The following is a 13,032-nucleotide window of genomic DNA, read 5'->3' as shown; positions in this document are numbered from 1 at the left end:
GTACGCGCGCGCCCCGAAGACCGGCCCGACCCCGAGCAGGAGCACGTGATGAACCGACGGAACCTACTGCGCGCCTCGACCGCGATCGGCGCCACCGGCGCGGTCGCCGGCCTCGCCGGAGCCGGAGTCGGAGCCGGCGCCGGCGCCGGACCGGCCGCGGCGGCCACGGCCGAGACCGCGGCCGAGCGCCCCACCACCCGGGGCGGCGGCCCCCTGCGCGTGCACATCGCCATGTACGACGGGGTGGAGGAGCTCGACTTCGCCGCCCCGTACGAGGTGTTCTCCGCGGCCCGGTTCTTCACCGCCGTGCCGGTCGAAGTCCGCTACGTGACGACGTCCCGGCCCGGCTTCGTACGCGCCTCGTACGGGTCGCGGATCGACGTCGAGCACCCCTGGACGCCCGACGAGGCCGATGTGATCGTCGTACCGGGCGGCGGTTACGCGCGCCGCGAGGACCCGGGCGTATGGGCCGAGATCCGACGCGGCACCCTCCCGCGCGCACTGCGGGCCGCACCCCGCAAGGGGCTCACCCTCAGCGGCCTGTGCACGGGGGTCATGCTGCTGTCCGCTGCCGGACTGACCCGGGGGCGGCCGTGCACGACCCACCACAAAGCCCGGCCCGACCTCGAAGAGCAGGGCGGTGAGCTGAAGAACGCGCGGGTCGTGGACGACGGCGACCTCGTCACCGCCGGGGGCATCACGTCGGGCCTGGAGCTCGCTCTGTGGCTCGTCCGCCGCGAACTCGGGCCCGAGACCGCGACGAGCGTGGAGGCCATGCTCGAATACGAGGCCCGCGGCACGGTCTGGTCCCGGTAGCCACGCGGCCCGGTACGGGAGAACACGGGGGCGGGGCGGGAGGGCACGATCTTTCCTCCCGCCCCGCCTGCACGCGCCGTCCGGTCCCGGACCGGGACCGGGACCGGCGGGCGAAGATCAGGAGGCGCTCATCGCCTTCTTCAGTTCGGCCGCAGCGTTGCGGTAGACCGGCAACAGGTCGAGGTCCTCCCCCGGGTAGTTGACGATCTTGACCTGCTTGGCCCCCGAGTCGGGCAGCACCGTTCCGGTCGACATGTGGGCGTTGTCGAGGACCAGCGCCGGCTTCTTCGCGGAGAGCTCGGCGAGCTGCGCGGGGGTGACGGCCTCGGGCCCGTACGCGCCCACGGTGGTGGCACCGGCGAGCTTCGCCGACCAGGCGGTGAAGACCTGGGTGACCACGTTCGGGCTCTTGCCGCCGGGCCAGGCGGCCTGGAGGTCCTTGTTCAGCTTCCCGTACTCGGCGTCGAAGCCGGTCTTCCACGTCGTCGCGGCGTCGGCCGTGCCGAAGAGCCCGCCCAGCTTGTCGACCTCGGCCTTGACCTTGTCGGGGTCGTTGTCGAGGTTCACCTCGACCAGCTTCGCCTGGGAGCCGGCTGCTTCCTTGATCTTCGCGGCGTACGGCTCGAAGGGCGCGTACAGCACGAAGTCGGCCTTGGCCACGGCGGCGAGGTCCGAGGGCTTGGGGTCGTAGTCAGGGGCGTGGTGGACGGACTGGGGCACGATGACCTTGACGTCCTCGGCGCCCGCAGCCTTGGCGAAGGCGCCCTCCCAGGTGGTGGTGACGACCACCACCGGCTTCTTTCCGCCCTCGGGGGCGCCCGGCGCGGCGGTGGACGACGTGTCGTCGCTCCCGCCGCAGCCGGTGGCGAGGGCCAGCGTGACCGCGCTCAGTGCGAGGAGGGAAGGGATGCGGACGCGGGTGCGCGCCATGGGCTGGTTCTCCGTTCGGATATGAGATGGACGGCGAGGACGAGTGCTCCCGCCGTCAGGACGAGGACCGGGCCGGGCGGCCAGTCGAGCCACAGGGCCACGAGGAATCCCGTCAGGTTCACGGTCACGCCGATGCCGATCGCCCAGAAGGTGATCGACCTCAGCGAGCTGCCCAGCCGCCGGGCGGCGAGTGCGGGCAGCAGGGTCAGGGCGTCGACGAGCAGCGCCCCGGTCAGCTTGATGGCCCCGGCGACCGCGACCGCGACCAGCACCAGCAGCGCTGCGGTCAGGGCCCGTACGGCCACGCCGGAGCACTGGGCGAGTTCGCGGTCGTGCAGCAGGAGGCCGATGTCGCGCCGCTTCCACCAGAACAGGCCCGGTACGAGCACGGCGAGCACGCCCAGGACGACGAGGTCGGCGGTGCCGACGGACAGGATCGACCCCCACAGCAGGGCGAACGCCCCGGAGGCGTTGACACCGGACACGGCGAGCAGCAGCAGTGCCGCCGCGATGGCCAGGCTCATCAGGAGGCCCATCGCGCCGGACAGGCCGTCCGGTGTGCGGGCGAGGGGGGCCACGCCCGCACCGGCCAGGCCGCAGGCGACGAGCGCGCACAGCATCGGGTCGAGCCCGGTGAGCAGGCCGACGGCGATGCCCAGCAGGGCGACGTGCATCATCGCGAACCGCACCGGCATGATGTCGAGCCCCACGATGACGACCCCGACGACGGGCAGGCCGATCGCGGCGAGCAGCAGGGCCGCCCCGGCCCGCTGTACGGGTACCAGCTGGAGCAGCGCGCCGAGGTCGGCGGTGGCGAGGGTGGTCACCGGACCTCCCGCAGCCGGCCCGCGGCCATCTCCAGGACCCGGTCGCAGCGGTCGGCCAGGGCCCGGTCGTGGGTCACGACGACGAGCGTCACCGGCAGCGAGGTCAGGACGTCGGCGGCCTCCGCCTGCCCGTCGAAGTCGAGGGCGGCGGTCGGCTCGTCGGCCAGCAGCACCTCGGCCCCGGCGGCCACGCAGCCGATCGCCCGGGCCAGGTACATGCGCTGCAACTGGCCCCCGGACAGTGTGTCCAGCGGCCGCCCGGTCAGCCGGCCCACCCCGAGCCGGTCCGCCGCATCGGCGGCATCGGACGGCGCGGCGCTGCTGGCCAGCAGCTCCTCGCCGAGCAGCGGGAACCGGCCTGCGGCGGGCTTCTGGGGGATCCAGGTGCAGGCCCGGCGCCGCCACGCCCACTCCGCCGCGGAGCGGGTGTCCCGGCCGCCGACCAGGATCGACCCCGTGACCCGGCGGTGCAGGCCGAGGACGGCACGCAGCAGGGTGGTCTTGCCCGAGCCGTTGGTCCCGGTCAGTGCGACCTTCTCGCCCGCCGCGATCTCCAGATCCACGTCGGAGACGGCCTCCACCCGGCCGTGCCGGCAGGCGACACCCCGCATCCGCACGTCCAGCCCGCCCATCACACACCCTTCGGTCGTCCGCTGCTGTGTGGGGGCGGGCACGGCGGCCGTGCCCGCCCCCACACAGCAGTAGTCGGACGCCGCACGCGGCGAGTTCCCGAGCTCCGGAAATCTCTTCGTCGCGGGGGCGAGGCGCTCAGAACGGTCCCGTTCCCGGCCGCCCCGGGGACTACCTCCTGTGCCCGCGTGAGAGCCCGGCGGACGGCGCGACACCCTCGACCGGTAGCTCCATGCTGAGCCGGTAGCCGCCGTCGGCCGTCGGTCCCGAGGTGACGCTGCCGCCGAGGAGGGCGGCGCGCTGGCTCAGGCCGACCAGCCCGTAGTGGGCGCCGGGCAGCGGCAGCGCGGGCCGGCTGGGCGCGGTGTTGGTGACCGTCACGCGGATGCGGCCGCCCTCGTGGCGCAGGTCGACCTTCGCGGTGGCGCCGGGGGCGTGTTTGCGCGCGTTGGTCAGCGCTTCCTGGATGGTGCGGTACACGGCCCGCTGCACCGTCGGCGGGAGGCCCTCGGGGAGCTGCGAGCTCAGCTCCGTCTCGATGCCGCTGCTGTCGACCAGCTGCTCGATGTCGGCGAGCGAGGGCTGCGGGGTGACTTCCGTGGGCTGCCCCCCGGACGCCCGCAACACGCTGACCATGTGGCGCAGCTCGTCCAGCGTCTGGACGCTCAGCCGCCGGATCGTGGCCGCCGCTTCCTTGACCTCCGCGTCCCGCGTGCCGACCTGGAGCGCGCCGGCCCGTACCGCGATCAGGCCGACCTGGTGGGACACCACGTCGTGCATCTCACGCGCCAGCTGCGCACGCTCCTTGGCCAGGACGGCCTGGGCGGTCAGCGTCTGCTCGTGGTCGCGCGCCTCCGAGATCTCCGTCAGGCGTGCCGACAGGTCCCGCCGGGTCTGGACGAGCTGCCCCAGGAAGACCGGGGCGGCCGCCGTGGCCGCCGTGTAGCCGAGCGTGATCAGGGTCGCGGCCCTCGTCAGGTCGAGGGTCGGTGCGAGCAGCGACGGCGTCGAGGTCAGGTCACAGAACGTGAAGGCGAGGGCGCAGGCCGCCAGAAGGGCGCGGTGGCGGCTGAGAGAGGCGAGGGTGTACAGCGCGACCAGGCAGGCGAAGACGGCGTCCGAGAACAGGACGGCGGGCAGGGTGAGCAGGAAGGTCAGCAGGGGCAGGCGACGGCGCAGGAGCAGGACGAAGGCCGCGGCGAGGCTGCAGGTCATGCGCAGCGGCTCGTCACTGTCCCAGTGCACCCAGACGTCCAGCAGCGCGACCGCCACCACGGCGGCGTCCAGCAACGCGGGCGTACGGCGGCTGATCATGGCGTCTCCGTCCCCAGGAGGCCGGCCCGCTGGGCGAGCAGGGCCGCTTGGACACGGCCTCCCACCTCGAGCTTGGTGAGGATGGCGCTGACGTGGTCCTTCACCGTGCCGGTTCCGAGGTGCATCCGTTTGGCGATGTCGGCGTTGGACAGTCCCTCGCCGATCAGTACGAGCACAGCGCGTTCCCGGGTGGTCAGCCGTTCGAGGAGGCGCGTCTCGGGGGCCTGCGCCCCGGCGTTCAGGTAGCCGTCCACCACGGTCCGCGTGACCTTCGACGACAGCACGGTGCCGCCCTCGGCCAGGGAGCGCACCAGGAACGGAAGCTCCTCCGGGTCGGTGTCCTTGAGCAGGAAACCGGCTGCGCCGGAGCGCAGTGCCGTCTCCACGTACTCGTCCATGTCGAACGTCGTCAGCATGGCCACGACCGGCGGAGCGGTCAGCCGGCGCAACTCGGCGAGGACGGTGAGTCCGTCCACGTCCGGCATGCGGATGTCCAGGAGCACCAGATCGGGCGCCGTCTCGCGCACCGCCTGCACTGCCCGCCCGCCGGAGACGGCCCCCACCACCTCGATCCCGTCAGCGGCGTCGAGGATGTGCTGGAAGCCCGTGCGGATCAACGCTTCGTCGTCTACCACGAGAACCCGGATCACGCGTGCTCCATTCGACATCTGGACCACGGTCCGTTCGTACCACATCGAGGAGTCTTGCGCAGAGTGCCGGCGGCAGGACCAGGACCCACCGCTCAGCAGGCGCCCGCCAGCCGATCGGCGGGGGCATTCGGGACACACGGCGGATGGTTGCGGGCGGCAACGGTCACCGAACCTGAGTGTAGTGCGCGTATCCGGACGCTGGCGTTCCCCGGGACCGACACCGCACTTCGGTGGGCCCTGTCGAGGAGCGACGGCGTACGGCACGTACGCCGCGACCACTCCGCCACACCGGTCACCCGGCCGGTATCCGGTACGGGGGCCCGCTCCGGCACCGCGCCGGACGCAGAAGGAGGGCAGCCACATGACGGTCCGCCTGACACTCGTGTGTGCGGCCGTGGGGAGCACCGCCGGCATCTTCGGCGAACGGCCCCAAGGCTCGCGGGCGCCGTACCCGGCGACCATGGCCGGGGTGTCCCCGACACTCCACTCGTCCCCCTTCCGAGCTCCCTCGAGCCGCTGCGCGACCACCGCCGACGAGCTCGGACTGAAGGCCACACCCGAGCCGGCCCTGCGCGATTTCGACTACGGAGAGTGGGGCGGCTGCCGGATCGACGAGATCGCCGCCGCCAATCCCTACGGTTTCAGCGCATGGCTCACGGACCCCGACGCCACACCGCACGGAGGGGAATCCGTCCGGCAGCTGTGCCGCAGGACCGCCACATGGCTGGAAGACCTGCCGGAGGACGAAGAGGACGCCCTGGCCATCACCGAACCGGGCGTCATCCGTGCCACGATCCTGCACGTCCTGTCCGTTCCGGCCACGGCCTTCTGGCACCTCAAGGTGCCTCCCCTCTCCACCGTGACCGTCACGTCGTGCGCCGGCCGCTGGGACGCCGAATTCAACGGCATCTCGCTCTGAACCGTCGGCGGGGCACGGCCCAGCCCCGCCGGCTCGGGGGTCCGGTGGAGTGGCCCCGGCGGGCAGGTCGCGGCCCGTCGCCTTCGGCAACTTCGGCAACTTCGACACGCGCGGAATCGCGCGCCGATTTCTTAGCACCAGAGGCCAATTATTCACCCTGCCGCCAAGAGGGCGACTACAAAGGACCGGACCGGACCGATCCGAACCCTGTATGGGGATGATGTCGAAGGCGGTGGATGCAGTGCGCGAATTCAGCAGGATCGAACCGATCGCGGTCAGACCACTACAGGGAGGAACCATTCCCGGCGGCCTTCCCTGATGCGGGCCGCCGTGCTGGAACCCGTGTCGTTCTCCCCGGCGTACGCATCAGTGGACGAATACCAGCTCCTGACCTCGACCATTCGGTCGAGGGCGGAGGATGCGCAGGGATTCTTCGGCGGGGCCTCGCGACAACCGGAGGAAATGGCTTACCTGCCTGTGCGCATCCAGCTTCGAGGTTCGTCCGTCGAGCTCTACATCGAGCTGCGCCTACAGAACGCCCGCATGCGCATCGTCGGATTCCGCAACACCTTCGAGGACGGACAGGCCCCGCCGGAAGCGTGTGTCCGCCACGTGCGGGACTCCGACGTTCCGCCGGGGATCCGGCGAGCGGAAGTCCTGCCGTTCGCCGGAGGTCGCTCCGACCTGGAGACGGCCGCCGCCGTGCGGCGTCCGGGGATCATCCTGGGGCGGCAACCGCTGGGTAATGCGGTCGTCTCGCTGCACCGGAACTGCGATCCGAAATGGACCGCGCACGGCATGCTCGTTCTCTCGGAAATGATCTGCGAAGCCGCCCGATATCCAGCCCTGGCCGCTGTGATGTCACGGATCTGGACGTCCGGCGGAAGTCTTTCCGCCGCGGCATCCTGATCATGAGATCCGCCGTCGTCCTTCATCCTCACCTCGACGGGAGGCGCAGACAGCCCCGCAGCGGCCGGCCGGGCCACTGCGGGGCTGTCAGTTCACGCTCACTGCGCTCGCAGGAGGTCAGCCCTTGACGGTGGGCACGTTGGGTACGCAGAACAGGCCCTGCAGGTAGCGGAAGGCGATGTGCTGGCCGTCCGGGCACCAGCCCTGGTTCGGGTCCTTGTCGAACGGGATGCCGTCGTACACGCCGCGCGTGCAGAACGCCTTGGCGTCGCTGTTGTAGCCGCCGAAGAAGCCGCCGTTCTTGAAGCACTGGTCGGCGGTGACGGTGGTCGGGGTGGTGGCGGCCGAGGCGGTCGCCATGGGGGCGACGGCGAGGGCGGCCCCAAGGGCCAGAGTGGCCGAAATGCGGTGTCGCATAATCAACTCCATTATTCAGGGGGTAGGTTGGGCAAAAGCCGCCACTCATGTTTCCCGCTCGCCAACCCGCGGACCACAGGTTCCGACCCCTGTTCCGCCCCCTAGAACTCCGGCCCGAACGTGCGGCACCGCCGCAGGAGAGGGCAGCGGCGGGCGACCGCTCGGCATCGTCGACGCGCGACGCGCCCGCCGAGGGCGGAACGGGCTGCCCGAGGCGGAGGGGTCCGCCCCGTCACACGCCACCGGGGCCGGCCCTTTCCCTGCCGAAGGCTCCCCGCGCGCACAACCCGCGTGCCATCATGGCACGTTGTGGCTGAGGGGGAGGCTATGGCGAATACCGCAGTCCGCGTGCGCCTGACTCAGGGCGCGAGCGAGAGCGACATCGGGGCACTGAAGGCGTGGCTGGAGCGGGAGCACAAGCTCGAAGCACTGAGGGACGCCGGCTGCCTGGAGATCCGGGAACGGGCGGCAACGGTGGACGGCACCGCCAACCCGATGGGGGCCGGGCTGGAGATCGTGCTGGTGCTGGTCGGAGCAGCCGCGCCCAAGCTCTTCGACGAGGTCTACGAGCAGGCGAAGAGCGGGGTGCGTGCATGGCGGGAGAACCGCCGTGCCGTGGAACGCGGCGAACCCCCGGAGGTCGAGGTCGCGCCCGACGGCGACGGGAGATAGCCGGTGGCGCGCTTCGACCCCCGGGGGAAGGTGAACCGGGCGCTGATCGTCGGAGTATCCGAATACGCCTTCAAACAGCCCGAGCACTCCACCGGCGTGCCCGGCGACCTCAAGGCGGTGGAGCTCAACCTGGCCGGGTTGGAGACGTCGCTCCGCGAGGGCGGTGTGTTCGCCGAGGACGGGATCACCGTCGCCCGACCGCGCACCGTGGACGAGTTCGACCGCTGCCTGGGTGCCGCGGTCGACGCGGCCGAAGGGCTGCTCCTGCTCTACTTCTCCGGCCACGGAGCGGTGCCCAGCACGGGTGACGAGCTCTGGCTGCTGATGGGGCGGGCGACCATCGTCCCGGGCGCCGAGTCCGTGTTCCTCGGTGCGGTGCCCTGGAAGAGCGTCCTCACCGTGCTCTCCCGCACGCGGGCGGAGCAGGTGGTCGTCATCCTCGACTGCTGCTACGCGGGCAACGCCTCGTCGGCCTGGGACGCGCTCGACCCCGCGCAGCGTCACCGGACCTCCCTGCTGATGAGCGTGCAGGCCAACAACCGCATCGACGCCGGCGACGACGACACGCCCACTCCGTTCACCGGGCAGCTGGTCCGCGTCCTGCGCGACGGTCTGCACGGGCAGGGCGGCGAGGTCGGCTTCGACGAACTCGCCGACCGGCTCAGGGACCACATGTCCGCGCACCACAGCACGCTGCGCGAGCCCCCCGAGCCGTGGGAGCCGCAGAGCCGCTCGGCATCCGGCGGCGGCGTACTGCTCGCCGCCCCTTCCCCGCAGGTATCGCCCGTGCCTCCGCCGAGGCCCCTCGGCGGCCCGTACGGGGTCGGCGGCGGGGCCGCCTCCCCGCAGTCGGCAGCAGCCGCGGACGGCCCGCTGTCCGCGGGGACCCGCGCCCCCGGCCGCACGCCCGGCCGGCTCGGCGGGCTCCTCGAACGCCGGCTCGGCGGGCCGGGCAAACCCCGCCGGCTCGGGAGGCTCCGCCGACGCAACACGTGCATCGTGCCGAGCCGCCGCACGCTCGGGCCCCTCACCGGGCGGCGACTGGCAGCCGCCGTCGGCGTGCCCTCGGCCATCGCCGGCCTCGTCATCGGCGGCCTCGCCGTCCTCGACGGCGGGAACGGCGCCCCCTGCAAGCCTCCGCTCGAACTCCGGCTGCTCACCGACCCCGACCTCGAACCGACCGTCCGCAAGGCGGCGGAGGCGTACCTGACCTCGCAGGAGAACATGACGGACGGCGCGTGCAGGCGCAGCGGCATCACCGTCTACAGCGCCGGAGCCGCCGCGACCGTCGCCGCGTTCAGCCGCCAGTCCGACCCCTGGCAGCGGCCGGCGGGCGACGACAATCCGCAGCGGGACATCGGCCCCCAACCGGACATCTGGATCCCGGCGGTATCCGCGGACGTGGACCGGGCCCGCCCCGCCGCCACCGAGCGGACCTACGTCGAGCTGGGGCCCGACCCCGAGCCGTTCGCGTACTCGCCGCTCGTGCTCGCGGTTCCGCAGAACCTGGCCGCCGAGGCGGTCTCCGAGCGGGTGGGCAGCCTTGCGGCCCTGACCGCCGCGCTGAAGAACCGGGCCGACATACGGCGCACGGACCCGGAGTACACCGACGCCGGCCTGCTCGCGACCGTCGGCCTGTACGGCACGGGACGGCCGGACCCGGCCGCCGCCGAACGCAGCGTGGCCCAGACCGGACCTCCCTCCCGCACGGGTGCGGACCTGCTGTGCACCCTGCCCGACGACGACGCGGACGCGCGGACGGCCGCCCTGCTGCCGGAGTTCCTGCTCCACACCGGAACCGGCTGCGACAGCATGACCCGGGCGCGGCGGATGGCCGCGTACCCTGCCGACGTCCCGGGCATGAGCCCGACGTTCGTACGGGTGCGGTGGCGGGGTGCGGGTCGGGACGAGGAGGCGCGCAACGATGCCGCGGAGCGCTTCCACGACTGGCTGACAGGGAAGACGGCCGGGAACGGGGCCGCCGGTCAGAAGGCGGAACAGGGGCCGGGCGCCCGGGGCGGCCTCGCCGTATTCGGGAGGGACGGATTCCGGAGCCCGTCGGGCAGCCGCCGGCCCCTGGGCAGCGGCATCGTCTTCAGTGACTTCGGAGCACTGGAGAACCCGGGGCCGCTCACCGGAACCGTCCTCCCGTCCGCGATGACCAGGGCGCTGAAGGACTACCGGGAAGCGAACGGGCCCGGACGGGTCCTCTTCCTGCTGGATTCCTCCGGATCGATGGGAGCCCTGTGGGAGGGGCCCGGCGGGGCGCCCGGCATCCTCGGGCAGTCCCTCGCCGGGCTCGGAGAACGCGACGAGTACGGCGTCTGGGGCGTGGCGACCGAGCCGGGTGCCGGCCGGGCGTACAGCGAGGTGCTGTCGTTCGGGACGCACGAGCGCGAGCAGGCCCGGCGCACCGTCGACGCCACGGCCAAGATCAGGGACCGGGAGGCCGACCCGTACCAGGCGCTGGTCGCAGCCCTCGACGACATGGCGCGGCGCGGCACCGACGACCACCACCCGCAGCTGATCGTCTACATCACGGACGACGAGGACAACGACCGACTGACCGAGGGCGGCCGACTGGACGTCCTGCTCGCGTCCGTGCGGGAGAAGAAGATCCCGGTGGTCATGGCCTCGCTGGACAGCGGCGGCTGCGACAAGGGCAAACCGGACGCGGCCGTCTCGGAGGCGAGCGGCGGCCGCTGTCTGGACACCAGATCCGACCTCGGCGCCCGGCTGAGGGACGAGGTCGCCAGGACCGGAACGGGAGGCGAAGCATGAGGAACGGCCCACGGCGGGGCGTCGCCTCCACTGCGGTGCTCCTCGCCCTGCTGCTCACCGCCGGATGCGACGGCGGGGGCGACCGACCCGGCGGACCTGCCGGCGGGCAGGCCGGACCGGGGGGTGCGGCCGACGCTCCGGGCGAGATCGTGCTGGCCAGCGGCCGGGACGTGACCGGCAGGGGAGGCATCCGCCAGCAGCTGATCGAGGCGTGGAACGGAGAGCAGGAGCGCAAGGGCTCCGGCTACCGGGCCCGCCTCGTCGAGCTGCCCGGCTCGGCGGACCAGCAACGGAGCCAGCTGCTCGGGGCACTGCAGTCCGGCAGCGCCGAGTACGACGTGGTCAACCTCGACGTGACCTGGGTGCCGGAGTTCGCCGCCGCGGGTCTCGTCCAGCCGCTCCCCGACGCGCTGGTCGACGCCGACGTCGTCAAGTCCGTCGCCGCCACCGCCCGTTGGAAGGACGCGGTGTACGCCGTACCCTTCAACAGCGACGTCGGGCTGCTCTTCTACCGCCGCGACTATCTGAAGAGCGCGGGGATCACGGTCCCCGACCTCGGCAAGGACACCCGCTGGCCCGTGGTCCAGCAGCTGATCGGCGCCCTCGACGGCGCGGGAAGAAAGCTGCCCGACGCCTACCGGAAGGGCTGGACGGCGCAGCTCGACGCGTCCTACGAAGGCCTCACCGTCAACGGCGTCGAGGCCTTCGCCTCCGCCGTCGACGACTTCGCCCTCACCGACGGGGACGGCCGTTACGCCGGTTCCGTGGACGGCCTGAAGACGGGACTGGACGAGATGCGCAACAGGACCCAGGCCGCCTACACCCTGCCGGACGCCGTCCACTCCGACGAGGCGGACACCCTCACCGACTTCACGGCCGGCCACACCGCCTTCCTGCGCCACTGGCCGTACGCATACCGGACCCTCCACCAGTCCCTGTCCGAGGAGCAGCTCGGCGTGGCCCCGCTGCCCGGCAGAGCGGTGCTGGGCGGCCAGAACCTGGCCGTGGCCCGGGGGTCGCAGCGGAGCGCCGCGGCCCGGCAGCTCGTCGAGTTCCTCACCGGCAGGGAGAGCGAACGCTGCCTGCTCGACGCGGGTTTCGCGGCCACCCGGCTCTCCGCGTACGAGGACGACCAGCTGACCTGCAAGGCGGCGAAGCCGCCCGGCCAGGCCAGCGCCGCCCCGACGGGCGAGCGCACCGACCGGATGCCGAGGGACGCGCACGGCCGCCCCGGCTACGCGCGCGACACCCTGCTGCCCGCACTGGAGAACGCCGTCCAGCGGCCGCGGACCCCCCTCTACGGTGCCTTCACCCAGACCTTCGCGGCCGAACTGGCCCGCCTCCAGGGCGACGACCCGCCGTCCGATGCACAGCTCGCCAAGGAGCTCGACGCGAGGCTGCGCAAGGCGCTGCCACGAGGATGACCACCCGCTGCCGCGCCACCGGACCGCTCAGCTCGGGCCGGGTTCGAGCAGCTCGTCGATGTCGTGGCCCTGCTGACGACGATCGCTCACCTGAGCGCAAACGCCATCAGTACCGGATTCGCGATCACGTAGAAATCCCGCGCCGGGCTCACTTCTTGCAGGGGAACGTCACCTGCTCGCTGCGGACGCTCTTCTTCTGGTCCGGCAGGTGGAGCGTGACGTAGCCGGTCACCGCCTTGGCGTTCCTGGGCGCCGGCATGTCCACGACCTGGAGCACGACCTTGGTGGAGGTGCCCGCGCCGAAGGTGAAGGATCCCGGGGAGACCCGGGCGCGGCTGGCGTTCACGGTCCAGTGGTAGCGGACCGTGCCCGGCCCGGTCGCCGTGACCTTTCCGTCGAAGGCCATGGCCACGGGAGTGCCGTTGCACTCGACGGCCTCCCCCGACTTCAGCAAGGTGACCACTTCGACCTTGGTGACCTTCACCGCCTGCTTGACCCCACTCGCCCCGGCGGTTCCGGCCTGCACCGCGTGAGCGGGGGCGAGGGCCACCGAGGAGGCGAGGAGCGGGGCTGCGAGGAGCATGAGGTGCCGACGCCGCATCGTTGCCGCCTTCCGGATGAGGAAAGCCCCCGATCTCGGTCCCAGGATATCGGCGGCCCGTCCGGGAGGCTTGCCGGCGACCAGTCGTCCGCCGCGGCGCTTCGCCGTACGCCGCGGCGAGCGATCGTTCCTGCCGTCGCGG

Annotated in this window: 13 protein-coding genes; 6 read left to right on the top strand and 7 right to left on the bottom strand. The window is 72.4% G+C overall.

Translation table 11 applies throughout. The annotated features are described in order from the left end of the window. Window positions 1-48: 48 nt before the first annotated feature. Complete coding sequence (locus ACSHWO_RS01750; protein WP_438309741.1) at window positions 49-816, top strand: DJ-1/PfpI family protein; 768 nt, start codon at window positions 49-51, stop codon at window positions 814-816. A gap of 117 nt (window positions 817-933) precedes the next feature. Here ACSHWO_RS01750 and ACSHWO_RS01745 read toward each other — a convergent pair whose 3' ends face one another. The 5 genes from ACSHWO_RS01745 to ACSHWO_RS01725 form a co-directional block, all read right to left on the bottom strand. Further along, complete coding sequence (locus tag ACSHWO_RS01745) at window positions 934-1,746, bottom strand: metal ABC transporter solute-binding protein, Zn/Mn family (protein WP_438309740.1); 813 nt, start codon at window positions 1,744-1,746, stop codon at window positions 934-936. Next, window positions 1,704-2,573 carry a metal ABC transporter permease gene (locus tag ACSHWO_RS01740; RefSeq protein ID WP_438309739.1) on the bottom strand — a complete coding sequence of 290 codons (870 nt, stop codon included), beginning with the start codon at window positions 2,571-2,573 and terminating at the stop codon, window positions 1,704-1,706. Before ACSHWO_RS01740 ends, ACSHWO_RS01745 begins: the two co-directional genes overlap by 43 nt. Continuing rightward, window positions 2,570-3,205, bottom strand: coding sequence for an ATP-binding cassette domain-containing protein (locus tag ACSHWO_RS01735; protein WP_385848612.1), 636 nt, complete (start codon window positions 3,203-3,205; stop codon window positions 2,570-2,572). The genes ACSHWO_RS01740 and ACSHWO_RS01735 overlap by 4 nt, the downstream gene beginning before the upstream one ends. Window positions 3,206-3,374: 169 nt before the next feature. Beyond that, complete coding sequence (locus ACSHWO_RS01730; protein WP_438309738.1) at window positions 3,375-4,517, bottom strand: sensor histidine kinase; 1,143 nt, start codon at window positions 4,515-4,517, stop codon at window positions 3,375-3,377. Beyond that, the gene (locus ACSHWO_RS01725) at window positions 4,514-5,167 is read right to left on the bottom strand and encodes a response regulator (protein ID WP_438309737.1); all 654 of its coding nucleotides are present in this window, start codon (window positions 5,165-5,167) and stop codon (window positions 4,514-4,516) included. Before ACSHWO_RS01725 ends, ACSHWO_RS01730 begins: the two co-directional genes overlap by 4 nt. Before the next feature lie 361 nt (window positions 5,168-5,528). On the opposite strand from ACSHWO_RS01725, the gene ACSHWO_RS01720 reads away from it, so the two are divergent. Continuing rightward, on the top strand, window positions 5,529-6,086 hold the full coding sequence (locus ACSHWO_RS01720; protein WP_438309736.1) for a histidine phosphatase family protein: 558 nt from the start codon (window positions 5,529-5,531) through the stop codon (window positions 6,084-6,086). A gap of 330 nt (window positions 6,087-6,416) precedes the next feature. Beyond that, complete coding sequence (locus ACSHWO_RS01715) at window positions 6,417-6,995, top strand: ribosome-inactivating family protein (RefSeq protein ID WP_438309734.1); 579 nt, start codon at window positions 6,417-6,419, stop codon at window positions 6,993-6,995. A gap of 117 nt (window positions 6,996-7,112) precedes the next feature. Here ACSHWO_RS01715 and ACSHWO_RS01710 read toward each other — a convergent pair whose 3' ends face one another. Further along, complete coding sequence (locus ACSHWO_RS01710) at window positions 7,113-7,412, bottom strand: hypothetical protein (RefSeq protein ID WP_438309733.1); 300 nt, start codon at window positions 7,410-7,412, stop codon at window positions 7,113-7,115. Between the two features lie 327 nt (window positions 7,413-7,739). On the opposite strand from ACSHWO_RS01710, the gene ACSHWO_RS01705 reads away from it, so the two are divergent. The 3 genes from ACSHWO_RS01705 to ACSHWO_RS01695 are packed head-to-tail and all read left to right on the top strand — an operon-like array spanning window position 7,740 to window position 12,289. After that, the gene (locus tag ACSHWO_RS01705) at window positions 7,740-8,084 is read left to right on the top strand and encodes a hypothetical protein (RefSeq protein WP_438309732.1); all 345 of its coding nucleotides are present in this window, start codon (window positions 7,740-7,742) and stop codon (window positions 8,082-8,084) included. 3 nt (window positions 8,085-8,087) lie between these two features. Further along, window positions 8,088-10,865, top strand: a complete 2,778-nt coding sequence (locus ACSHWO_RS01700) for a caspase family protein (protein WP_438309731.1) — start codon at window positions 8,088-8,090, stop codon at window positions 10,863-10,865. Beyond that, on the top strand, window positions 10,862-12,289 hold the full coding sequence (locus tag ACSHWO_RS01695; RefSeq protein ID WP_438309730.1) for an extracellular solute-binding protein: 1,428 nt from the start codon (window positions 10,862-10,864) through the stop codon (window positions 12,287-12,289). The genes ACSHWO_RS01700 and ACSHWO_RS01695 overlap by 4 nt, the downstream gene beginning before the upstream one ends. A 148-nt stretch (window positions 12,290-12,437) precedes the next feature. Here ACSHWO_RS01695 and ACSHWO_RS01690 read toward each other — a convergent pair whose 3' ends face one another. Further along, entirely contained in the window at window positions 12,438-12,890 is a 453-nt protein-coding gene (locus ACSHWO_RS01690; RefSeq protein ID WP_438309729.1) for a hypothetical protein, read from the bottom strand. Between the last annotated feature and the right edge of the window lie 142 nt (window positions 12,891-13,032).

It is taken from the genome of Streptomyces pallidus (ex Mingjun et al. 2026), assembly GCF_051550185.1.
Lineage (GTDB): Bacteria > Actinomycetota > Actinomycetes > Streptomycetales > Streptomycetaceae > Streptomyces.
The sequence above is the reverse complement of the archived record's forward strand: the minus strand, read 5'-3'. Positions and strand labels throughout refer to the sequence as shown.